This is a genomic window from Streptomyces pacificus (genome assembly GCF_011766325.1).
In the GTDB taxonomy this organism is placed as follows: Bacteria; Actinomycetota; Actinomycetes; order Streptomycetales; family Streptomycetaceae; genus Streptomyces; species Streptomyces pacificus.
In genome coordinates, this window is sequence record NZ_BLLG01000007.1 from 201,637 (window position 1) to 224,393 (window position 22,757).

General features: G+C 73.5%; 16 protein-coding genes and 1 pseudogene. 10 read left to right on the forward strand and 7 right to left on the reverse strand.

What is annotated here, in order from left to right:
- Nucleotides 1-185: 185 nt before the first annotated feature.
- The 5 genes from SCWH03_RS14780 (at nt 186) to SCWH03_RS14800 (ending at nt 5,243) form a co-directional block, all read left to right on the forward strand.
- Nucleotides 186-1,760: a 4-coumarate--CoA ligase family protein gene (locus tag SCWH03_RS14780; protein WP_173264693.1), complete on the forward strand. Its 1,575-nt coding sequence runs from the start codon at nt 186-188 to the stop codon at nt 1,758-1,760.
- A 286-nt stretch (nt 1,761-2,046) separates the two neighbouring features.
- Nucleotides 2,047-2,820: an enoyl-CoA hydratase family protein gene (locus SCWH03_RS14785; protein WP_173264694.1), complete on the forward strand. Its 774-nt coding sequence runs from the start codon at nt 2,047-2,049 to the stop codon at nt 2,818-2,820.
- A complete protein-coding gene (locus tag SCWH03_RS14790; protein ID WP_173264695.1) occupies nt 2,808-3,407 on the forward strand; it encodes a TetR/AcrR family transcriptional regulator in 600 nt (199 codons plus the stop codon). Before SCWH03_RS14785 ends, SCWH03_RS14790 begins: the two co-directional genes overlap by 13 nt.
- Entirely contained in the window at nt 3,408-3,581 is a 174-nt protein-coding gene (locus SCWH03_RS14795) for a hypothetical protein (protein ID WP_173264696.1), read from the forward strand. It abuts the gene before it with no gap.
- A 573-nt stretch (nt 3,582-4,154) separates the two neighbouring features.
- Nucleotides 4,155-5,243, forward strand: a complete 1,089-nt coding sequence (locus SCWH03_RS14800) for an isopenicillin N synthase family dioxygenase (RefSeq protein WP_254076765.1) — start codon at nt 4,155-4,157, stop codon at nt 5,241-5,243.
- Between the two features lie 269 nt (nt 5,244-5,512).
- Here the strand turns inward: SCWH03_RS14800 and SCWH03_RS14805 are convergent, their stop codons facing one another.
- Nucleotides 5,513-6,625, reverse strand: coding sequence for a citrate synthase 2 (locus SCWH03_RS14805; RefSeq protein WP_173264697.1), 1,113 nt, complete (start codon nt 6,623-6,625; stop codon nt 5,513-5,515).
- A gap of 602 nt (nt 6,626-7,227) precedes the next feature.
- A pseudogene (locus tag SCWH03_RS14810) lies at nt 7,228-8,070 on the reverse strand (RNA-guided endonuclease InsQ/TnpB family protein); the annotation flags it as partial.
- Nucleotides 8,071-8,291: 221 nt separating this feature from the next.
- Here SCWH03_RS14810 and pdxH point away from each other — a divergent pair.
- Nucleotides 8,292-8,951 carry a pyridoxamine 5'-phosphate oxidase gene (pdxH, locus tag SCWH03_RS14815; protein WP_173264698.1) on the forward strand — a complete coding sequence of 220 codons (660 nt, stop codon included), beginning with the start codon at nt 8,292-8,294 and terminating at the stop codon, nt 8,949-8,951.
- Nucleotides 8,952-9,625: 674 nt separating this feature from the next.
- The gene (locus SCWH03_RS14820) at nt 9,626-10,987 is read left to right on the forward strand and encodes a PAS domain-containing protein (protein WP_173264699.1); all 1,362 of its coding nucleotides are present in this window, start codon (nt 9,626-9,628) and stop codon (nt 10,985-10,987) included.
- A 317-nt stretch (nt 10,988-11,304) separates the two neighbouring features.
- On the opposite strand, the gene SCWH03_RS14825 is transcribed toward SCWH03_RS14820, so the two are convergent.
- Nucleotides 11,305-12,060: an SIS domain-containing protein gene (locus SCWH03_RS14825; protein ID WP_173264749.1), complete on the reverse strand. Its 756-nt coding sequence runs from the start codon at nt 12,058-12,060 to the stop codon at nt 11,305-11,307.
- A gap of 217 nt (nt 12,061-12,277) precedes the next feature.
- Here SCWH03_RS14825 and SCWH03_RS14830 point away from each other — a divergent pair, with 217 nt between their 5' ends.
- Both SCWH03_RS14830 and SCWH03_RS14835 read left to right on the forward strand, forming a co-directional pair.
- Nucleotides 12,278-12,970, forward strand: a complete 693-nt coding sequence (locus SCWH03_RS14830; RefSeq protein ID WP_173264700.1) for an iron-dependent transcriptional repressor DtxR — start codon at nt 12,278-12,280, stop codon at nt 12,968-12,970.
- A 557-nt stretch (nt 12,971-13,527) separates the two neighbouring features.
- On the forward strand, nt 13,528-14,391 hold the full coding sequence (locus SCWH03_RS14835; protein ID WP_173264701.1) for an alpha/beta fold hydrolase: 864 nt from the start codon (nt 13,528-13,530) through the stop codon (nt 14,389-14,391).
- A 367-nt stretch (nt 14,392-14,758) separates the two neighbouring features.
- Here SCWH03_RS14835 and SCWH03_RS14840 read toward each other — a convergent pair whose 3' ends face one another.
- From SCWH03_RS14840 to SCWH03_RS14855, 4 genes are all read right to left on the reverse strand, one after another.
- Nucleotides 14,759-15,199: a subtilase-type protease inhibitor gene (locus tag SCWH03_RS14840; protein ID WP_173264702.1), complete on the reverse strand. Its 441-nt coding sequence runs from the start codon at nt 15,197-15,199 to the stop codon at nt 14,759-14,761.
- 992 nt (nt 15,200-16,191) lie between these two features.
- The gene (locus SCWH03_RS14845; protein ID WP_254076766.1) at nt 16,192-17,769 is read right to left on the reverse strand and encodes a transporter; all 1,578 of its coding nucleotides are present in this window, start codon (nt 17,767-17,769) and stop codon (nt 16,192-16,194) included.
- An 80-nt stretch (nt 17,770-17,849) separates the two neighbouring features.
- Nucleotides 17,850-18,794 carry an ABC transporter ATP-binding protein gene (locus tag SCWH03_RS14850; RefSeq protein ID WP_173264704.1) on the reverse strand — a complete coding sequence of 315 codons (945 nt, stop codon included), beginning with the start codon at nt 18,792-18,794 and terminating at the stop codon, nt 17,850-17,852.
- Nucleotides 18,795-18,834: 40 nt separating this feature from the next.
- Nucleotides 18,835-19,527: a bifunctional DNA primase/polymerase gene (locus SCWH03_RS14855; RefSeq protein WP_173264705.1), complete on the reverse strand. Its 693-nt coding sequence runs from the start codon at nt 19,525-19,527 to the stop codon at nt 18,835-18,837.
- Between the two features lie 401 nt (nt 19,528-19,928).
- Here SCWH03_RS14855 and SCWH03_RS14860 point away from each other — a divergent pair, with 401 nt between their 5' ends.
- Nucleotides 19,929-21,311 carry an NsdA family TPR-like regulatory protein gene (locus SCWH03_RS14860; RefSeq protein WP_173264706.1) on the forward strand — a complete coding sequence of 461 codons (1,383 nt, stop codon included), beginning with the start codon at nt 19,929-19,931 and terminating at the stop codon, nt 21,309-21,311.
- Nucleotides 21,312-22,757 lie beyond the last annotated feature (1,446 nt).

The window sequence follows — 22,757 nt, forward strand, 5'->3', positions numbered from 1 at the left end:
CCGGCCAGGACCCGGCCACCGCCGGGCCGTGGCCCGGGAACCACCGGGGACCACCGGCGATCACCGGCCACCGCGGGCCGTCATCCAGCCGTGATCCGGCCACGACCGACCGCCACCGACCGCCACCGACCGCCACCGGCCACCACCGGCCACGACCGACCGCGACCGACCGCGAAGGGGCTGCCATGGTGATGCACAGCGAGTACGCGGACGTTCCCTCCCTCTCCGTCCCCATCCACGAGGCCGTCCTGGGCAGGGCTGCCGAGTACGGTGACACCGTCGCCCTGGTCGACGGGACCGGCAGCACGACCCTCACGTACGCCCAGCTCGATACCTGCCACCGCGGGCTCGCCGCGGCGTTCGCCGAAGCGGGCGTCCGCAAGGGCGACGTGCTGGCCCTGCACAGCCCCAACACGGTCGCCTTCCCGGTGGTCTTCTACGCCGCCACCCGCGCCGGGGCGTCCGTCACCACCATCCATCCGCTCGCCACGGCGGAGGAGTTCGCCAAGCAGCTGCGCGACTCCTGCGCCCGCTGGATCGTCACCGTCTCCCCGCTGCTCGAAGCGGCCCGGCGGGCCGCCGAACTGGCGGGTGGGATCGAGGAGGTCTTCGTCTGCGACGAGGCCGAGGGCCACCGGTCCGTCCTCGGCATGCTGGGCTCCCGCGCCCCCGAACCCGATGCGGCCATCGACCCGGCCGAGGACGTCGCCGCCCTGCCGTACTCCTCCGGCACGACCGGCGTGCCCAAGGGAGTCATGCTCACCCACCGGTCCATCGCCACCAACCTGGCGCAGCTGGACCCCGTCCTGCCCATGAAGCCGGGCGACCGCATCCTCGCCGTGCTGCCGTTCTTCCACATCTACGGCCTCACCGCGCTGATGAACGCCCCGCTGCGCAGGGGCGCCACCGTCGTCGTGCTGCCCCGGTTCGACCTCGACCAGTTCCTCGCGGCGATCGAGAAGCACCGGATCAGCGCCCTGTACGTGGCCCCGCCGATCGTGCTGGCCCTCGCCAAGCACCCGGCGGTCGCGCGCTACGACCTGTCGTCGCTCGAGTACGTCGTCAGTGCCGCCGCCCCGCTCGACGCCGGGCTCGCCCGGGCGTGCTCGGAGCGGCTTGGGCTGCCGCCGGTGCTCCAGGCGTACGGCATGACCGAGCTGTCGCCCGGTACCCATGTCGTGCCGCTCGACGCGGTGAACCCGCCGCCCGGCGCCGTGGGCAAGCTGCTGCCCTCCACCGAGATGCGGATCCTGGCGCTCGACGACCCCGGCCGGGACGCCGCACCCGGTGAGGAGGGCGAGATCGCCATCCGCGGCCCCCAGGTGATGAAGGGCTATCTCAACCGGCCCGACGCCACCGCCGCCATGATCGACGGCGAGGGGTGGCTCCACACCGGCGACATCGGCCGAGTCGACGAAGACGGCTGGCTGTTCGTCGTCGACCGGGTCAAGGAACTCATCAAGTACAAGGGCTTCCAGGTCGCCCCCGCGGAGCTGGAGGCCGTGCTGCTCACCCACGAGGGCATCGCGGACGCGGCTGTGATCGGCGTGTACGACGACGACGGGAACGAGGTGCCCAAGGCGTACGTCGTACGGCAGGCCGCCGCGCCGGATCTGACCGCCGACGCCGTCCTGGCCCATGTCGCCGGGCGGGTATCCCCGTACAAGAAGATCCGGCGGGTCGAGTTCGTCGACGGAGTACCCCGGGCCGCCTCGGGGAAGATCCTCCGCCGTGAACTGCGCGACCGGGAGACTCGGTAGCACCGGCAGCACCGGCAGCACCGGCAGCACCGGCAGCACCGGCAGCACCGGCAATCGTACGTACCGGGAGACCCGGAGGCTCCCGGAGACCAGCGAGAACCGGCAGCCTCCGGAGCGGCGGGAGCCCGGCGTTCCCCGCGTTCCCGGGGCGGTCCGGCGCGCCGGGAGCATCCGGGAGGCCGGAAGGCCCCCGGAGCCCCGAACCGCCCCGGCAGGACTCGAACAAGGAGACTCCCCTGGGTGTCCCGATCCTGCAAATGACCCGAAGCAACCCACGAAGAAAGGTATGGACCACGTGACATCCACCGGCACCGGCACCGGCAGCGGCGCAGTCGTCAAGGCCGCCACCGCACGCGGCATCACCACGCTGACGCTGGACTCGCCGGCGAACCGCAACGCACTGTCGGCGCGGCTCGTCGGCGAGTTGGGCGACGCCGTCGCCGAGTGCGGGAAGAACCCCGCCGTGCGGGCCGTCGTCCTGACCCACACCGGGGGCACCTTCAGCGCCGGAGCCGATCTGAAGGAGCCCCCGAGCCCCTACACCTTCGTCGCCCTGCTGCGGCGGATCGTCGAACTGCCGAAGCCCGTGGTGGCCCGGGTGACCGGCCGGGTGCGGGCCGGCGGGCTCGGACTCGTCGGCGCCTGCGACATCGCCGCGGCGTCCGCCGGGTCCGACTTCGCGTTCACCGAGGTGCGGATAGGGGTGGCGCCGGCGGTGATCTCCCTGCCGCTGCTGCCCCGTCTGGAGCCCCGTGCGGCCGCCCGCTACTACCTGAGCGGTGAGCGCTTCGATGCCGCGGAGGCGGCCCGGATGGGACTGCTGACGGCCGTCGCCGAGGATGTCGACGCGGCCCTCGCACCGGTGCTCGACGGTTTCCGCAGAGCCTCACCGCGGGCCCTGGACGCGACGAAGCAGCTGCTCACGGCTAGGGTGCGGGAGACCTTCGACCGCGATGCCGAGGACCTCGTCCAGCGCTCGGCGTCGCTCTTCGCTTCGGCGGAGGCGCGCGAGGGCATGACGGCCTTCCTCGAACGACGGGATCCCGCATGGGTGTGGTGACCTCCCCCGCCGGCTCCGCCAAGGAGCCCAAGCAGGATCGCAGCCGGGCGACCCGGCAGCGGCTGCTGGAGGCCGCGGTGGCCTGCCTCGCCGAACGCGGCTGGGCGGGCTCCACCGTCTCGGTGGTCGCCGAGCGGGCCGGGGTCTCGCGGGGCGCGGCACAGCACCACTTCCCCACCAGGGAGGACCTGTTCACGGCGGCCGTGGAGTACGTGGCCGAGGAGCGCTCCTCGGCCCTGCGGTCCCTCCCCGGGCAGAGCCGGGCTGCCGTCGTCGCCGCGCTGGTCGACCTCTACACCGGCCCGCTGTTCCGCGCGGCCCTCCATCTGTGGGTCGCGGCCTCCAACGAGGACCAGCTGCGCGGCCGGGTCACCGAACTGGAGGCACGGGTCGGCCGGGAGACCCACCGCATCGCGGTGGAGCTGCTCGGCGCGGACGAGACGGTGCCGGGGGTACGCGAGACCGTCCAGGGGCTACTCGACATGGCCCGCGGCCTGGGGCTCGCGAACCTGCTGACGGACGACGCGGCCCGGCGGAGGCGGGTCGTGCGGCAGTGGGCGCGGCTGATGGAGGAAGCACTGGGGTGAGTGGAAAGGCATCCGCGCACCGATGGCATGCGGATGCGGATGCGGATGCGGATGCGGATGCGGGGCAGCGGGGCGTCGCGGGCCCGAGGCCGGGACGACGCGCATCCCGCGACCGTCAGCGAGCCGGCGCTGCGCCGCCAGATGCTGAGGTCCCGTGGTGATGACGATGTCTGATGCCGTCTGATGCCGTCTGATCCCGGCGAGTCCCCGCGGCTCCCTGCGACCTGGCCGGACTCCGCGGCGACCGGATCCGGCTCACGGGCATCCGGCCGGGCGGCCCGGCCGGGACGGGGCCGTCGTGCGGCCGGCGGCGTGACCCGCGCCGCCGGGATACGGTCCGTCCGCCGCGCCGTGCCGCGGTCTGGTCGGGGTGGAGCCGTGGCGTCCGCCGGGAAGTGGTCATCCGGTGCGCTGGCGTCCGCCCATGCCCTGGCCCCGTGCCCTGGACCCGTGCCCCGGGACCGGTGGCGCCGACCGCCGGATCAACCTGCCCGCGGGCCCTGTGATCTGGATCATGACCGTTCTGCGGTTCCGCGTCGTACCCTTTCCGCATGCTTCCGCTCGTTCGCCGTCGCCACGTGGACTTCCTCCGCGTCACGAGCATGGGTTGTCGGGCCCACCAACGACCCACGCCCTGACTCCACCTCACCCGGCCCACCGGCCCCGCCCCACCCCGGCGGACGCCGGCGGCACCCACCCTGGTCAACCACTGGACCGGAGGCCGGGACACCGAAAGCGGACGCACCCATGTCTCATTCGCAGCACATCCCGCAGCACGCTCCGCGTGCCCCGCGCGCCTCAGTCCCCTCGGGCGGCGTACTCCCCCCGCGCCTCTCCCAGCTCCCGGTGATCGACCTCTCGGAGGCCGGCCGCGGCCCCGAGGCCCGCGCCGGTCTGCACGCCCGTCTGCACAGCGCCGCCCATGACGTGGGCTTCTTCCAGCTCGTCGGACACGGCGTCACTCCGGCCGAGACCGACGCCCTCATGCGCGCGACACGCGCGTTCTTCGCCCTGCCCGAGGCTGAGCGGCAGGCCATCGACAACGTCAACTCGCCCCATTTCCGCGGCTACACCCGCGTCGGCGACGAGCGCACCCGCGGCAGCCGCGACTGGCGCGACCAGCTCGACATCGGCGCCGAGCGTCCCGCGCACACACCCGGGCCGGGTGAGCCCGCCTACTGGTGGCTGGAAGGCCCCAACCAGTGGCCCGCCGCACTGCCCGAGCTGCGCACCGCCGCGCTCGGCTGGATCGACCGGCTCAGCGCGGTCGCGCACCGGCTGCTCCACGAGCTGCTGGCGGCCATCGGCGCCCCGCCGGACTTCTACGACGACATCTTCGGCGACCGGGCCCATCTGCACCTGAAGCTGGTCCGCTACCCGGGCAGCGCCGGTGACGGCGCCGACCAGGGCGTCGGCGCCCACAAGGACTACGGCTTCCTCACCCTGCTCCACCAGGACCGGATCGGCGGCCTCCAGGTGCAGCGGGAGGACGGGCTCTTCCACGACGTACCGCCGCTGCCCGGGGCGTTCGTCGTCAACCTCGGCGAGCTGCTGGAGGTGGCCACCAACGGCTACCTCGTCGCCACCAACCACCGTGTGGTCAGCCCGCCCGGTGCCACCGAGCGCTTCTCCGCGCCGTTCTTCTTCAACCCGCGGCTCGACGCCCGCGTCGCCCCGCTGGCCTTCCCGCACGCGGCGGACGCCCCCGGCGTCATCTCCGACCCGGCCAACCCGCTGTTCGCGGAGTACGGGCGCAACGAGCTGAAGGGCAAGCTGCGGGCGCATCCGCTGGTCGCCGCCCGCCACCACGCGGACCTGGTGGAGCGGGCGGCCTGACCGGCGGCACGGCCCTCGGCCGGGCCCCGGCCCGCCGCCCGGCTACACCGCGGCTCAGGTTCCGGCTCCGGACCGCCGCCCGGTTCCGGCCCCGCCGCCCGGTTCCGGCTCCGCCGCGGCTCCGGACTGCCGCGGGGCCCGGAGAGCCGGTCGCCTGGCTCCGGCCCCGTCGGCCGGGGCCACCGCCGCGCGTACCGGGACCCCGCGGTGGGCCCGGGACGACGTGCGGCGGTGGTGCGGTGGTGCGGTGGTGGCCCGGCGGCCGCCGCCTACCGCCCGGCGATGGCCGCGATGTCCGCGTAGCCCTCGATCGAGCGAGGATCGCGCGGGCCCGGCCCGATGTAGCGGGCGGAGGGGCGTACCAGCCGCCCGGTGCGCTTCTGCTCCAGGATGTGCGCCGACCAGCCGGCCGTACGCGCACAGGTGAACATCGACGTGAACATGTGCGCCGGCACCTCGGCGAAGTCCAGCATGATCGCCGCCCAGAACTCCACGTTCGTCGCCAGGACCCGGTCCGGGCGGCGATGGTGCAGCTCCTCCAGCGCGGCCCTCTCCAGCGCCTCCGCGATCTCGTAGCGGGGCGCGCCCAGTTCCTTGGCCGTCCGCCGCAGCACCCGGGCGCGCGGGTCCTCCGCCCGGTACACGCGGTGGCCGAAACCCATCAGCCGCTCGCCCTTGTCCAGGGCCTTCCTGACATACGACACCGCGTCGCCGGTGCGCTCGATCTCCTCGATCATGCCGAGCACCCGGGACGGGGCACCGCCGTGCAGCGGGCCGGACATGGCGCCGACGGCGCCGGAGAGCGCGGCCGCCACGTCGGCGCCCGTCGAGGCGATGACCCGGGCGGTGAACGTGGAGGCGTTCATGCCGTGCTCCGCTGCCGACGTCCAGTAGGCGTCGACGGCCTTCACATGCCTGGGGTCCGGCTCACCGCGCCAGCGGATCATAAAGCGCTCGACGACCGACTCGGCCTTGTCGATCTCCCGCTGCGGGACCATCGGCAGGCCCTGCCCCCGGGCACTCTGTGCCACGTACGACAGTGCCATCACGGCCGCCCGCGCCAGGTCGTCCCGTGCCTGCGTCTCGTCGATGTCCAGAAGCGGTTTCATGCCCCATACGGGGGCGAGCATGGCGAGCGCCGACTGGACGTCGACCCGGATGTCGCCGGAGTGCACGGGGATCGGGAACGGCTCGGCGGGCGGCAGGCCGGGGTTGAACGCCCCGTCCACCAGCAGCCCCCACACGTTCCCGAAGGAGACGTGGCCGACGAGGTCCTCGATGTCGACACCGCGGTAGCGGAGCGCCCCGCCTTCCTTGTCGGGTTCGGCGATCTCCGTCTCGAACGCGACGACTCCCTCGAGTCCGGGTACGAAGTCGGACATCAGGCGGCTCCTCAGATGTGTGGCGGGACAGGCTTCGGCCCGGGTGGGGCGACCAACACGGTGATGCCCCGCGCGGAGTGTGGTCACCCGCTTCGCGTCGTGGGAGGGCCACAGCGGCCCAGCGCACGATTTTGGCGGGTCCCACCGATGCGGGGAAGCGTGACATCCGGCACACGTCGCCGATCCGCTCCGGAGGATTGGCGGCACCCCGTGCCGGGAAGACTTCGCCGCGCCCCGAGCAAGTGGCGGGTGCCCCTCCCCCTGCCGGTGAGCCGTCGTGGACTTCCGCGCCCCCGCGCGGGCCTCCGCGTACGGTCGGGGACCGCTGCGTCACCGCACCGCACCGCACGGGAGTGCCGCAGCTCGCCGCCCGACCACCGTGGACCGTGCGCCCAGCGGCCTCCGCACTCTCCCGTTCCGTTGATGGCCGCCGACGCCGACGCCGACGCCGACGGCGGCCCCCGGCCGCCCGCCCGCCCGACGAGGCGCGGCCTCGGACGGGCGGGGAGGGAGGGGAAGGCGGGAGGCCCGTGCGGCAGGATGACCCTTTGACTTCTCCCCCTCGTAAACGAGGGGGATTCCTCGCTCACTCTGCCTGGCCGTCAGCGACGGGCAGGGCTTACGAGATCGGCACTAGCAGGGTTGAGACCAGCCCGGACGAGCATCACGCGGGCGGAGTTCTTGTCCCGTGGGGACACGGTTCCGCACGCGGTGCACGTGTACGTTCTTTCGGAGAGGGGGATGCGGTGCTTGGCTCTCGCCCCGCAGTGCGCGCAGTCCGTCGTGGTGTGCGCGGGGTTGACCAGGTGCACGGTGCGGCCGTGCTTGCGGGCCATCTCGACCAGTGCGGTCTTGGTGGCGCCGATGGCGGCGTCGGCGGCCTTGCGGGCCATGGTGGACTTGGCGAGGAGCTTCGGTCGGAAGTCCTCCACCGCCAGGGCATCGAAGTCACGGACAACCGATTTGGCCCATGTGCGGCCGGTGTCGGTCCGCTGCCGTGTGATCTTCTTCGACACCTTCGCCGCCGCCCGGCGCGCCTTCTTGTAGCCCTTGGTGCCGGGCCGGTTCTTCGGGGTGCGGCGCCGGGCCATCATCCGCTGATAGTGCGCGAGCTTCCGGGCGGCCGTCCTGCCATGCCGGGCGTGCGGCAGGTCGTGGGCGTCGGAGGTCGTGGCCGCGGTCTCCTTCACGCCCCAGTCGATGCCGATGACCGCGCCGGTCTCCGGCAGCGGCTCGGTCACCGCGGCCACGACGAAGCCGGCGTACCAGTGCCCGGGACTGTCCCGGTACACGCGCACCGAGGACGGCGGCTCGGGCAGCTCCCGCGACCACACCACCGCCAGCACGATCCCGCCGGCCAGGTGCAGCCGCCCGTCCCGGATCCGCAAACCACGGGTCGTGTAGTTCAGCGGCAGCGCGCCCACTCGTCTTCGAGCTGGGCGAGGGCGCCGGACGACACACGGAGCCGGAAGGTGTACCGGGCATGACCGGCCCCCCGTGCGGCTACCGGTGTCCTCGTCATGAACCGCAACCTCACAATCCCCACTGACAACGGAAGAGAGCACAGGTCAGAACAGATGCGCAGCGAACTCCGGCGCTCCGCGCCTCCGCGCCAAGGACCCATTCCTCCCCGCCCTGAAGGCCGGGGCCTTCCGGGAGAAGTCTGGTGACCGACCCCCTCGACCCCGCCGCCATGCGTGAGCACTACCGCTCGACGCCGCTCGACGAGGCGGAACTGCCCGCCGAGCCGATGGAGCAGTTCGTCCACTGGTTCAAGGACGCCGCGTCCGGGCGGCTTCACGAGCCGAACGCCATGATCGTCTCCACCGCCACCCCCGACGGCCGGCCGTCCTCCCGGACCGTGCTGCTGAAGCACTTCGACGACCGCGGCTTCGTCTTCTACACCAGCTACGCCTCCCGCAAGGGCCGGGAAATCGAGGCCAACCCCCATGTCTCGCTGCTCTTCCCCTGGCATCCGCTGACTCGCCAGGTCGTCGTCACCGGCACCGCTGCGCGGGTCGGCCGGGACGAGACGGCCGCGTACTTCCGGACCCGGCCGCACGGCTCCCAGCTCGGCGCCTGGGCGAGCCCCCAGTCGTCGGTGCTGGCGTCCCGCGGGGAGCTGCTGCGGCGCTACGAGGAGCTGGCCGGCCGGTACCCGGCGGGTGAGCAGGTGCCGGTGCCGCCCGAGTGGGGCGGCTACCGGGTGGCGCCCGAGACGGTGGAGTTCTGGCAGGGCCATGAGAACCGGCTGCACGACCGGCTCCGGTACGTGAGGGTTCCCGGGGAGCCCGGTGGCTGGCGCGTGGAGCGGCTGGCACCCTGAGCCGGTGGGTCCCGCGGGTCCTGCGGGTCCGGTGCGCCCGAGGCGATCGGGCCCTGGCCGGGGTGGGCTTCGGGCGGCCGGGTGCCGGACGCGCAGGGTCCCTGCCCGGGTTGGGCTCCTGACGACCGGGCCGGGCGGCCGGGGCCGCTGATGCCCCGGGCCCGGGCGACCGGAGCTCCGGCAGGCAGGGGGCTCCGGCAGGCAGGGGGCTCCGGCAGGTCGGAGCTCCGGAGGTGGGGTTTACCCGGGGATGGGACTCCGGACGCCGCGTCGACGCCCGGGAGGAAGCGGAAACCCGCGGGCTCGGGTCCCTCCGAGGAGGAAGCCGGCCGGACGTACCGGCGAGCCCGCGGGTCGGTGACTGCTTGGATTTCGGCAGGGGCCCTGCCGAGGTGCACGCAGGTGCGACGACGGGCCCTAGCCCGCAGCCACCTCTCGCGTCCGGAATGCCTTCATGTTCCGAATCACCTCCCTTCTCGAGGAGTCCCACACTAGGAACCGCGCGAGGGCGGATCAACCCCTTTTCGGCCGGGCGGTTCTTGCCGGGGCAACCTGCAGGGGTGACGATTTCCGGGAAAACGATGTGCCCTGGGTCACGTTCCAGTTGAATGACGGGGGTGCCGCTTCGCGAAGGGCGGCACCGGCCGAGGAGACGTCCTGCAGGGGGTGCCGGGATGAGTGCTTCCAGGAGGGGGGCCACCAGCGCGCTGGGACCGGACGAGCCGGAGCGCGACGGCCCCGGTTCCGATCTGCTCGCGGCGCTGCTGGACGGTATGGACGCCGCGCTCTGCGCGTTCGATGCCGACGGCGTGGTCACGCACTGGAACCGCGAGGCCGAGCGGATCCTCGGCTGGTCGCCGGGGGAGGCCGTCGGGCGGCGGGGATTCGCCGGATGGGCGGCGCGGGCCGCGGACGCGAACGAGGTACGGGGCCGGCTGATGGCCGCCATGACCGCGCCGGGCCGTCACGTGCACGAGTTCGCGCTGTTGCGCAAGGACGGCGGGCGGGTGCTGGTGCGGACGCAGTCCGCCGGTGTGCGCGGTGCCGACGGCAGGCCCGCCGGGGTGTACTGCGCCTTCAGCGAGGTACACGCCCAGATCGACCTGGAGCGTTCGATCGCCCTGAGCGAGGCGCTGCTCGAGGACGCGGCGTGGGGCGTCGTACTGGTGGACGTGGACCTGCGCCCCGCGGTGGCGAACCGGCACGCGGCCCGGATGCTGGGCTCCGCCGGGCGTACGCCGGTGCTCGGGCGCCCGCTCGGGGAACTGGTCGTACAGGGCGTCGAGGAGGTGGAGGCCGCGCTGCACCACGTCCTCGCCGACGGTGCGCCGGGCGCGCTGGTGGAGCTCTGGCTGACGGTGCGTACCGAGGAGGGTGAACGGCGCAGGTGCTTGCGCAGCGGATTCCTCAGGCTCGCGTCCCCGCTGGCCGAGGAGCCGGTTCCGCTGGGCGTCGGCTGGCTGTTCCAGGACGTCACGGAGGCCAGGCTCGCGGAGCAGGGGGCGGACCGGCTGCGCTTCCGGTTCAGCCAGCTGCACCGGGCCGCCCGGGCGGCGGCCGAGTGCGAGGACCCGATGGAGGCGGCGACCACCCGGCTGGACTTCGCCCTCGCCGGCTTCGCGGACCATGCCCTCCTCGACGTCCTGCCGGAGGGCGGCGACCGCCTGGTGCGGGCGGCGGCGACGCCGGAGGGCGCCCCGGGGCCGGTCGCCCGGGCGACGGGCGGCGGCATCCCGATCCGGTACCCCCGGGCGCACCCGGCGCTCCAGGCGGTGGACCGGGCGGGCTCCGTCCGCACCAGCACGGGCGGGGGGCCGGACCGCACGGAGGGCTGGGCCGTGGAACGCCGCTGGCCGCGCGACACGGTGCACGCCCTGTGCACGGTGCTCCGCAGCCGCGGCCGCACGCTCGGGGTCGTCACCTTCCTCCGGTCCGCGAACCGCCCACGCTTCGAGCGCCCCGACGTGGAGTACGCGGAGAGCGTCGCGGCGCACCTGGCCACGGCTCTGGACCTGGCAGGGGTGCGCGGCGGATAGACGGCGCCGGCCCGGCGGGGCGCGGGGCCGCCCGGCGGGGCAGTGGGGCCACGACCGGGCGTCGGGGCGTCGGGCCGTCCGGGCGAGCGGTGGCCGGGCCCGGGTGGCGGCCGGGCCCGGGTGGCGGGTCCGGCCGGCGGGTGAGCGGGGGAACGATGGCGTCCCGGCAGGGCGACGCGGCCACGGGGCCCGGGCCTTCCCGGGCAGCACTCGGTCCGGCGGGCGCCGGAGTGCGATCAGTTCTCGGCGGCGGTGCAGACCCCGTGCTGAGGCCGTGCTTCGCCCGGGAGCGGCCGCGGGGAGAACGTCGACGGGTCTCAGCGGCGGTAGAAGATCCGGTCCGCGTTCTCGGTCATGACCCGGTCGTTCCACTCGCGGCCGCCGTCCGCGTTCCCCGACCGCAGCAGCGGCGGCCGGAGGCCCCGCGCGGCCAGTTCACCGACCGCCGCGGCGACGGTGGCCTGCATCAGGGCGCTGGTGACGACGGTGGACGCGGGGGCGAAGGGCGCATCGACGCCCTCCGAGGTCAGCTCGGCGTCGCCGACCGCGATCTTGGAGTCGAGGACGATGTCGCAGTGGTCCCTGAGGTGGGTGCCCGAGGCGTGCCGGGACTTCGTGGCGCTCGCATACGCCGCGGACGTCATCCCGATCACCTTCAGACCGCGAGCCCGTGCGCTCAGGGCCATCTCGACCGGCAGGGCGTTGCGCCCGGACAGGGAGACGACGAGCAGCACGTCGCCGGAGCGGGCGGGGCCTGCGTCGAGCACCGCAGCGGCGAGTCCGTGGACGTGCTCCAGTGCGGAGCCGAGGGGCGCGGGCGTCACGTCGACACCGACGGTGCCGGGGACGGCGAGCAGGTTCATCACGGCCAGGCCGCCGGCCCGGTAGACCGCGTCCTGCGCGGCGAGGGAGGAGTGGCCCGCGCCGAAGGCGAAGAGCCGGCCGCCCTCGGCGACGGTGTCCGCGATGGCCCTGCCGGCCGCCGCGATGTTCGCCGCCTCCTCGTCGCGTACGCGCTCCAGCAGGCCGATCGCGGCGTCGAGGAACCTGGCTGCCTGCTCGCCGCCGCCCATCGCCGCCATCCCTCCCGGTCGTCTCTTCCGTCCGTCCCGTCCGTCCGTCCCGTCCGTCCCGTCCGTCCCGTCCGTCCGCTCCGGCCATGCCGCGGATCACGTTGAGGTGTGGACCATCGCCCTGTCAATAGGGGTTCCACGCAGTCTCGGCCCGGTTGTCGGCGGCATGCGTCAGAATTGGGTCAGGGCCACGGCACGACTTCTTCGAGGGGCACATATGTCCGGACTGATCGACACCACGGAGATGTATCTCCGCACCATCCTCGAGCTGGAGGAAGAAGGCGTGGTCCCGATGCGAGCCCGCATCGCGGAGCGGCTCGACCAGAGCGGGCCCACGGTCAGCCAGACCGTCGCACGGATGGAGCGCGACGGGCTGGTGACGGTCGCGGGCGACCGTCATCTCGAGCTGACCGAGGAGGGCCGCCGCCTCGCCACCCGGGTGATGCGCAAGCACCGGCTCGCCGAGTGTCTGCTGGTCGACGTGATCGGCCTGGAGTGGGAGCAGGTGCACGCCGAGGCGTGCCGCTGGGAGCATGTGATGAGCGAGGCGGTGGAGCGGCGTGTGCTGGAGCTGCTGCGCCACCCGACCGAGTCGCCGTACGGCAACCCGATTCCGGGCCTGGAGGAGCTGGGCGAGAAGGCGGGGGCCGAGGCGTTCCTCGACGCAGGCATGGTCAGTCTGGCCGATCTCGACGCCGGCGCTGAGGCCAAGACGGTGGTCGTCCGGCGGATCGGGGAGCCGATCCAGACGGACGCCCAGCTGATGTACACCCTGCGGCGTGCCGGTGTGCAGCCCGGATCGGTGGTGAGCGTGACCGAGTCGGCCGGCGGTGTGCTGGTGGGCAGCGGGGGCGAGGCCGCGGAGCTGGCGGCGGACATCGCCTCTCATGTCTTCGTGGCCAAGCGCTGAGCGATCGCTCCGTTCGTCCGCGGCGCACGGGAGGCGCTTGTGACCGGTCCCGGTTGCGGGGGCGGGTGTCCAGGGCCCCCGAGCCGAGCGCCAGGCCGAAGGGCAACTCCTCCGCCCGCCGTGGCGCCCCTTGGTGAGCGTGCCTTCCGGCCGGAACGGCAGCGCCCGGGCCGCTCTGCGTGCCACTCTGTGGCTGAGGCATATGACCGGGTCGGCCCGGAGCGGGCCCGGGCGGCCGCAGGGGAGGGAGCGGACCATGCGCCTGTCGCACGCGAAAGGCCCCGGCGCCCTTGGGCGCCGGGGCCCGTCCTCCCCCTTGTCGACCTGGAGCCCCGAGCTCTCAAGGTCGTTCCCCTCGGACCGTTTTCCCCGAGCGGCCCGCCTCCCGCTGAAGATCTCCCCTCGGCGACGGCCGTCAATCCTTGAAGGTGGTCACTCGAACGAGGGGTGTTGCTCGTCGAAAGCCGGTTTTCGAATGAAAGTTCGATAGCCTGGCGGGGTTCGATCACTTCGGAGAGCCCGGGGATCCACGAGGGCCAGAAGGGGGTGCCAGGATCATGGTGCGGCGCATCGACGTGACCGGTACGGCCGGTGTACGGCTCGCTGCCTGGGAGTTCGCCGACCCGCCCAAGGGGTGCGGTGAGGTGGACCGCGCCCCGGGTGTGTTACTCCTGCACGGGCTGATGGGCCGGGGTTCGCACTGGGCCGCCACCGCCCGCTGGCTGGCTGAGCGGCACCGGTCCTTCGCCCTCGACCAGCGCGGGCACGGCCGCAGCGAGCGTCCCTCCGACGGCGCGTTCACCCGCGAGTCGTACATCGACGACGCGGCGGCGGCCGTGGAGCAGTTGGGGCTCGCTCCCGCCGTCCTCATCGGCCACTCGATGGGGGCGCTGACCGCCTGGCAACTCGCCGCCGAGCGCCCGGACCTGGTCCGGGCCGTGGTCATCTGCGATATGCGTGCCTCGGCGCTCGGGGCGGCCTCCCAGCGCGAGTGGGAGGACTGGTTCCGTTCATGGCCGGTGCCCTTCGCGACCCTCGCGGACGTGCGCAGGTGGTTCGGCGAGGACGACCCCCGGCTGGAGCGTCCCAGCCCCGCACGCGGAGCGTTCTTCGCCGAGGTGATGGCCGAACGGGCGGACGGCTGGCGGCCCGTCTTCTCGCGCCGCCAGATGCTGAGGTCCCGGGCGACCTGGGTGCACGACGCGCACTGGGACTCGCTGGCCCAGGTCGAGTGCCCGGCGCTCGTGGTCCGCGGACTCGACGGCGAACTGGGCCGGGCGGAGGCCCAGGAGATGGTCCGTGTCCTGCCCCGCGGGCGGTACGCGGAAGTGGCCGACGCCGGGCATCTCGTCCACTACGACCAGCCTGATGCCTGGCGGTCGGTCGTCGAACCCTTCCTGAGGGACGTGCTGACGGAGTGACAGGGCATGGGCGGCTCCGCGTCCGCCCCCCGCCCGCCCCGCCCGCCCCGCCCGCCCCGCCCGCCTGGCTTTCTGCTCGTCGCTATGCGTTCCGTTCCGCAGCGCTCCGCTGTTCCGCCGCATGCTTTCGGCCTCCGGATTCGCTTCTCCCCGCGCTCGCCTCCGTGTTCGGCTCCCGTCTCGGCCCTGCGTGCGCCTGGAGCCCGGCCTCGGAGGCCGCGGCAGACCGGATGGCCGGGGAGGTGGCCATCCGGTCCACGGTGGTGCGGTGCGGTGGGGTGCGGTGCGGTGCGGTCCCGTGTGGTCCCGTGTGGTGTGGCGGACCGGGACCGCCGTCGGTGCCCCGGTCCGCCGCTGCCGAGGGCGCTCAGAACGCGAAGACCGTGGACCCGTTCATGCTCTCCCTCATCTCGCAGGAGTTGCCGTACGTGGCCGACCAGTCGACGCGCTTGCCCTCCCAGACCCCGGCCGCGGTGATCGTGACCGGGTCCCACTCCAGGGTGCAGGGGCGGTCAGAGGTATGGGTCAGCCTGGCGAACTCGCCGTTCACGGTGGTGATTTCCGCGCAGGCGGAGCGGGCGGACGGGTGAGTGCCGCCGGGTGTCGGGGCGCAGTTCAGGGTCACCGCGCGCTCGACGGTCGCCGTCTCTGCGGCCTCGCCCCTGCCGACCGTCAGCACCAGGGCGGACGGGGTGTAGAGCCCCGTGTCACCGGCGGCATCGGCCTGCGCGGTGCCTGCGGCCAGGCCGCTGAGCACGAGCGCCGCGGCGGAGGCTGTCGCGCCGAGTGTGTGGACGATGTAACGCATGAGTGAACCCCTTTGACGGTGTGTTCGGTTGCGCTCGGGAGTCTTGCTGATGCGCACAGTGATCGCACATTCATCACCTGATTCCGGCCGCGTACGTTCAAGGTATGCCTACCGAATGGCCGTTCGGGCAGCTCGGTGGGGGTGTGCGGGATGCGTGAACGACTGTCCACCATATGGACGGACATGGGTGGTCCAACTCGAAACGAACGTCTGGCCTGTGGCGTTGCGGAAACGGTTCGGCGGTGGAATGCCGCTCCGGGGTGTCCTTCGGCCGGAATCCGGCGCCTCCGGGGAGGCGCCTCCCCGGTGTCCGGGCCGTCCTGCCATGCGCGCTTGTATACGGCGAAGGGCCGGCGGTCGGAGCGATCCCGTCCTGTCGCCGCCCCGCCACCGGCCCGTCGCCGTGAGCCCGCGCTTCCTGCACATGACCCCCACAAGCGGAAGAGGGCCGTCGGACTGGCCGGCCCCGCCGCGCACGCGGGAAGTGCCGACCGCGATACGGAGATCCATCCGCTCGAACCCCGGGCCGCCGCTTCGGGCCGTCGCCTCGGGCCGGGGTGTGGGCCGGAGGCTCGGTTCGCGGGTTCGCGGGTTCGCGGGTCTGCTAGTTCGCGGGTCCGCGGACGCCCGGGGCGCCGGCCGGTCGGGTCCCGGCCGGGTCCCCGGTCCTGGTGCAGCCGGTCGTGGCGCGGCCATCGCGGCCCGTCGCTTCCGCCGTGCAGGGTCCGGCACGCGGCGCGGCCAGCCGCCGTGCGATCACCGCCGGTCCCGGCCCGGGGGGCCTGCACAGGGCCTGCGACGAGAGCGATTCGGTCCGTGACCTGGGGATTTCGTGAGCCTGATCGGCTACACCGCTCGGTGGGACGCCATCCGTGGGCCCGTACCGCGGCTTCCGGTGCTCGGCGACGGGGTCCTCGGCATCCGCGCCGGACGGGTCCGTACCGCAGGAGAGGGGCCGCATTGCCCGGCGTACCGCGAGGATCAGGCCACGGTCATCCCTTGCTGACGGCCGCCAGGATCTCCGGCAGCCGCGCCGCCGTCTGCGGGGCCGCCAGCCGCAGCCCGCCCCAGACCAGCAGCGCGCCGTACCCGGCACCCAGCGGCAGCAGCACCCATATCGCGGAATCGGCGCTCGCCGCGTTCAGCCAGATCGTCAGCGCGATCAGCGGGGAGCACAGCACTGCCGAGGCGATCATCCCGCCGAAGATGGAGATCCACGCGAGACCGCCCTGGCCGGGAGCCACGTTCTTGTACGCGCTGTCCTGCGGGATCGAGTAGGGGAAGCGCGCCGACGCCACCGCACCGGTCGCCATCAGCGCGCCGAGCAGCCCCAGCGCGATCCCGAGCGCCTCGGGCAGCGCCCGCCAGTCGCCCAGCACAGCGGCCGTGGCGGCCGTCACCAGCACCGTGTACGGCAGGGTGATCAGCAGCAACGCCAGTGCGCGGGCGCGCAGTTCGCAGAACGCGTCGCGGGGGGAGGCGATCGTCTGCGCGACCATCCAGAACGCTGACGTGTCCTGGCCGAACTGGTTGTACATCTGGACGCCGAGCATCCCCGAAGCGAAGCAGGCGAAGTAGATCGAGCCGGTGCCCTGAAGGGCGTTGAACAGCGGAACGATCAGCCCGACCACGAGGGCCGACACCCACGCCATCTTGGTCTTCGGATCACGCCAGACGTAGCGGAGGCTGCGCTGCATGACCGTGCCGGTGCGGCCGCCCGGCAGCATCCGGTGCAGGCCTGTGGGCCTGTCGCGGCGGGTCGGCTCCGAGGCCGCCGCGAGTGTCGAACCGTCCGGGGCGGTCATCAGCCGGGTCAGGCTGCGCTGCCAGCCGTACAGCAGCCCGGCCAGGGCGCCGGCGGACAGGGCGAGCTGGACGGCGGCCGCCCCGTACGCCCCGCTGCTCGCCGAGTCGACGGCGCCGAGCGCCGATGCCGGCGGGATCCAGCGCAGCACGGCCGCGGCCGGATCCAGCGCCGCCAGGCCGCCCGCCTGACCGAGGCGCTGCACCGCGAAGCTCACGAGCTGCACCCCCACCGCGATCACCAGACCGCTCAGCACGGCCAGATCACGGCCCTTGCGGCTGGTCAGCAACCGGATGTTGGCGGCGGCGACGGCCCGCGCCAGTGCCACGCACACCAGCAGCGCCAACGGCACCGCCACCACCGCTGCCGCCGCACCGGCGGCCCCGTGCGCCACTGCCAGCGCGGCGCCGGTCACCAGGCAGAGCGTGAACAGCGGGCCGATGCCCAGCAGCGACGCCACCAGCAGCGACGCCACCATCGGCCCCGGGCGCAGCGGCAGCATCACCAGCCGGGTCGGGTCCAGCGTCTCGTCGCCGCTCGGGAAGAACAGCGGGAGAAACGCCCAGCCCAGCGCCACCACCGCGATCAGCAGCACCGTCAGGGAGGCCGCGGACGCCGTGCCGCGGAGCAGCGCGAGGCCGATGAGCTGACCGGCGGCGACGAGCAGCGCCAGCACGGCCGAGGCGACGAACGCGGCCGTGCGGCCTGTGGACTGGCGCAGTCCGTTCGTCAGCAGCGACAGCTTGAGGCGTACGAAGACGGACATGAGCGAGGGCGCCGTTGCGGGCCCCGATGCGGGCGCCGTGGCGGGTCCCGCGGCGGGCGCCGTTGCGGGCGCGGAGGCCGTCATCGCGCACCGCCGCCGAGCCAGTCCAGCGCCTCGCCTGCGTCGCGGCCGTGCGCGCCGACGAGTTCCAGGAAGGCGTCCTGCAGCGATCCCGCCGCGCCGCGGACTTCGGAGAGCGGGCCCTGCGCCCTGATCCGGCCCGCGGCCATCACGGCGACCCAGTCGCACAGCGACTCCACCAGCTCCATCACATGGCTGGAGAACACGACCGTCGCCCCGGACGCGGTGTACCGCTCCAGGACCCCGCGGATGGATTGTGCGGACACCGGGTCGACGCCCTCGAACGGCTCGTCCAGGAACAGCACCTGCGGATTGTGCAGCAGCGCAGCCGCCAGGCCGATCTTCTTGCGCATACCGGTGGAGTAGTCGACGACCAGCTTGTGCCGCGCGCCGGAGAGGTCGAGCACCTCCAGCAGCTGGGCGGCCCGTCTGTCGACCTCCTCGCCGGGGAGCCCGCGCAGCCGGCCGGTGTAGGAGAGGAGTTCACCGCCCGACAGACGCTCGAAGAGCCGAAGGCCCTCGGGCAGGACGCCGATCCTGGCCTTCACCTGGGCCGGGTCCTTCCAGACGTCGTGGCCGGCCACCTCGATCCTGCCCTGGTCGGGGCGGAGCAGTCCGGTGATCATCGACAGCGTGGTGGTCTTGCCGGCGCCGTTGGGCCCGACCAGGCCGATGAACTTGCCGGTGGGCAGGGTGAGATCGACGCCGGCGACGGCGACCTGCGTACCGAACCGCTTCCACAGCCCCTCGACACGGACGGCGGACGGCGCCGCCTCGGGCGCACCGTCCACCGCGTTCACCCTGCGGTCAGGGACCTCGCCCGCGGTACGGTCCGGTACGTCCCCCGGTACCCCGGACACCGGCCCTGACGCCTGGTCCGGTACCTCGTCCGATACCTGGTCCGGTACCTCGTCCGATACCTGTTCTGATGCCTGGTCCGGCATGCCGTGCCGCCTTCCGTCGTCCCCGTATACGGGGACCACCCTACGATCGGCGGCTCCGTCCGTCGGCGGCTTCCCTTCCGCATGCGTAGGCCAGCGCGCTGAGCAGCTCCTCGGCGTCCGGCAGCCAGCGGTTCACGGGCGTCGGACTGCGTACCCACTGCACGGCGCCGCCCCGGCCGCCGACGCGGGTCGGCGGCGCCGCCACGTACTGCCCGTCTCCGCGTGCCGCCAGGTCGAGCGCCCCGGGCATCCGGCCGAGTCGGCGCACCAGCTCCGGGAGCTTCGCGGCCGCGCCCGGCAGGACCAGGAACAGCATGCGCCGGTCCGGGCCGCACATCACCGGCCCGAGGGCGGTGCGCATCCGCTCCATCCGGGCCAGCGCGAGGAAACCGGCCGACTCCGGGACCTCGAGGGCGTCGAAGGTCCTCCCGGTGGGCAGCAGGACCGACGCCTTCGGCTGCCTGCCCCACAGCCGGCGCACGGCCGAGGGGCTGCCGGTCGCCTGGCTCGACCAGTCCGAACGGACCGCGTGCGCCCCCGGCGCATCGCACACGGAGGCGCCGCAGGAGCACCGTTCACCGCCCTCGACGGGCTCCAGCCAGGTGCCGGGGAACACCTCCCAGTGGCGCTCCTCCACGTACCGGACCGCGCTGTCCAGCAGTTGCGTGCCGCGCGGTGCGGGGATCCGCGTTGGTTCGGCGAGGTCGAATGAACCTTCGATCGTGTTTTCCACGATAAACACAACTCCTCCTACCAGCACGGGTTACGGGCGCGCGGAGTCGGGCGGCGGAGCATCGAACCCCCCTGCGGGGCGCACGGGTGCACGGGTGGGGGCGCGCATGAGGGCCGGGCCCGGCGGACGGGTAGCCAGTTGCGGGTGAGCGTCACTCACCCGTCATCGTCCGAACTCATCCCATCCCAGCCCAACTCATCACAAATCATCGCAATTCATCCATACTCGTCCGAACTCAACCCGACTCATATGAACTCGTCCGAATTCACCAGAGTTCAGCCGAGCTCATGGGCATTCTCCGGATGGCGCCGGGAAGTGATCGGTGGCAGATCACCGCGGAGACCACGAGACCACGAGACCACGAGACCACGACCGGCGCGGTCCGGCACAGGGGGTTAGTGATGGCAGCGAGGCCACTCGTCGCCCGCCAGCCGAACGAACGGCTGCAGGCGCTGATCCAGGAAGCCGGATGCTCCAATGCCGGTCTGGCCCGAAGGGTCAACATGGTCGGGGCGGAACGCGGCCTCGATCTCCGCTACGACAAGACGTCGGTGGCGCGCTGGCTGCGCGGGCAGCAGCCGCGCGGCCGGGCGCCCGGCGTCATCGCCGAGGCGCTGGGCCGCAAGCTCGGCCGCACGGTCACGATCGACGAGATCGGGATGGCCAACGGCAAGAACCTGGCGTCCGGTGTGGGGCTGCAGTTCGCCCCCACCGTGCTCGGAGCGATCGAGCAGGCCTGCGAGCTGTGGCGCAGCGATGTCGGCCGGCGGGACTTCCTGACCGGCTCGACGGTGGCCGCCTCGGCGCTCGTCGAGCCCAGCAGGGACTGGCTGATCACCGGAGCGGACGCCCAGGTGGCCCGGCAGGCCGGGGCCCGGGTGGGGCTCCCGGACGTCGCGGCGGTACGGGCGATGACCAGGGCGCTCACCGGTCTCGACCATCGCTTCGGCGCCGGGCATGTGCGGCCGGTCGTCGTCCACTACCTCAACAGCGTGGTGTCCGGGCTGGTCTCCGGCTCATACCGGGAACCCGTGGGGCGGCAGCTCTTCGCCGCGGTGGCGCGACTCACCGAACTGGCCGGGTACATGGCCGTCGACACGGGCCAGCCGGGCCTCGCCCAGCGCTACTACATCCAGGCGCTGCGGCTCGCCCAGGCCGCCGGCGACCGGGCGTACGGGGGATATGTGCTGGCCGCGTCGATGAGCCATCTCGCCGCGGAGCTCGGGAACCCGCGGGAGATCGCACAGCTCGCGCGGGCCGCGCAGGAGGGCGCCCGAGGTCAGGTCACCCCCCGTGCGGAGGCGATGTTCCACGCGGCTGAGGCACGGGGGCACGCGCTGCTCGGGGACGTCCGCAGCTGCCAGGAGGCGGTCGGCCGGGCCGTCGCCGCCCTGGACCGGGCGGACCCGGAATCGGGGGACGACCCCGACTGGATCGCCCACTTCGACCACGCCTACCTCGCCGACGAGCTGGCCCACTGCCACCGCGACCTCGGCCAGGCCGACCAGGCGGCACGACGGGCGACGGAGTCCCTGGACGGCCATCCCGAGTCGCGTGCGCGGCGCCGCGGTATCGGCCTCGTCCTGCTCGCCACGGCCCGGCTCCAGCAGCGCGAGGTCGAGGAGGCCTGCCGCACGGGCACGCGGGCGATCGAACTCCTCGGGACTCTGCGCTCGAGCCGGGGCACCGGGTATCTGGACGACCTGCACCAGCGGCTGGAACCGTTCGCGGCGGAGCCGGCGGTACGCGAGTTCGGGGCGAGACTCCAGCTGCAGGCCGCGTGAGACCGGCCGGGACGGTCCGCCTTCCGGGACCGTCCCGGTGGGGCGGAACACGCACCTCCGCCCCTGATGTCTCTCGCTGCGCCGGTACGTTCTGAGGTCGCCCTGTGCTCCGGTACTTCATGGTGTCCGCGGTGTGGTGGCGGCATGTCCCGGTGTTCCCGGCCCGGTCACGGCGCCGCGGGAGTCCCTCCCGTTGCCGTGGGGCCCGGTGCCGCGTGCGCGGCGCCGGGTGGGCCGGCCGGCCTCCGACGGGGGATCCGGTGCCGCGTCAGGCAACGCGCGTCCGGGCGAACCCCGTCTGACGCGGTACCGGAGGCCATAGCAGCGTCTCCGAGGACGTTCTTGTTACGGCTGCCGCAGGCGTGTGCGGACGCCCTGAGTCACCCGGTAGCGTGAACCGTCGATTCCATAGGTTTACACGTAGGAGTCCCGGTGACGCACAGCGGACAGGGTGACGAGTCGTGGCATCCCGCCTCGCGGCCCGCGCACGAAGGCGCCGGGTCGCCCGCGGACGGTAGCGAGCCCTACCCGCCGGGAGCCGGCGCACAGCGGGCCGTCCCACCCGGCGGCACCCCCTGGGACCCGGGCCGGGGAGCGCAGCCGCTGCCGGAGGAGGCGCCGCCGGGCGCCGGCAATCCGTATCCGCGGCCGGTGTCCGCAGGGACCCCGCCGCCGCTTCCGCCGCTCCCGCCGCACACGCCTCACCAGGCACCCCAGCCGACCCGAACTCCGTACGGCTACGGGCACACCGGCGGGCAGGCCCCCGCGGGGCCCGACGCCGACGCGACCCAGTACATCGCGCCGCTCCCGCCGGGTGCCGGCGACGCGACCGCCGCGATGCGGTCCGGCACACCGGCCGTCCCCGGGCCGGGGGTGTTGCCACCGGAGAATCCGGCGGGGACGGCGCCGTTCCCCGGGGCAGGGTGGGCAGGGCCGGCAGGCGGCGCTCCGGGTGCTCCGACGGGGTACGTGGAGGCGACGCAGCACCTGCCCTCTGCGGCGGACGTGGAGGCGACGCAGCATCTGCCTTCTGTAGCGGACGTGGAGGCGACGCAGCATCTGCCTTCTGTAGCGGACGTGGAGGCGACGCAGCACCTGCCTCCCGTGGCCGACCCGAACGCCTCGCGGCAGCGGACCCCGCCGGCGGCCGGCGGCCCGTACGACATCCGGCCCGGAGCACCGGGAGACCGGCAGCCTCCCGCCGAGTTCGACAACCTCTTCCGCAGTGATGCGGGCCCGGCAGGCCGGGTGGCGACGCCGCATCCGCCGTCCGTTCGGGAGCCGGCGTACGGGGCCCAGCCGTCCCACGCCCCGCACTCGTCCCACGCCCCGCACTCGTCCCACGTCCCGCACTCGTCTCACGTTCCGCAGCCGTCTAACGCCTCTCACGCTTCCCCCTCGTCCCCGGGCCGTCGCGCGGCCCGCCGATCCGCCGAGTCCCGCCCC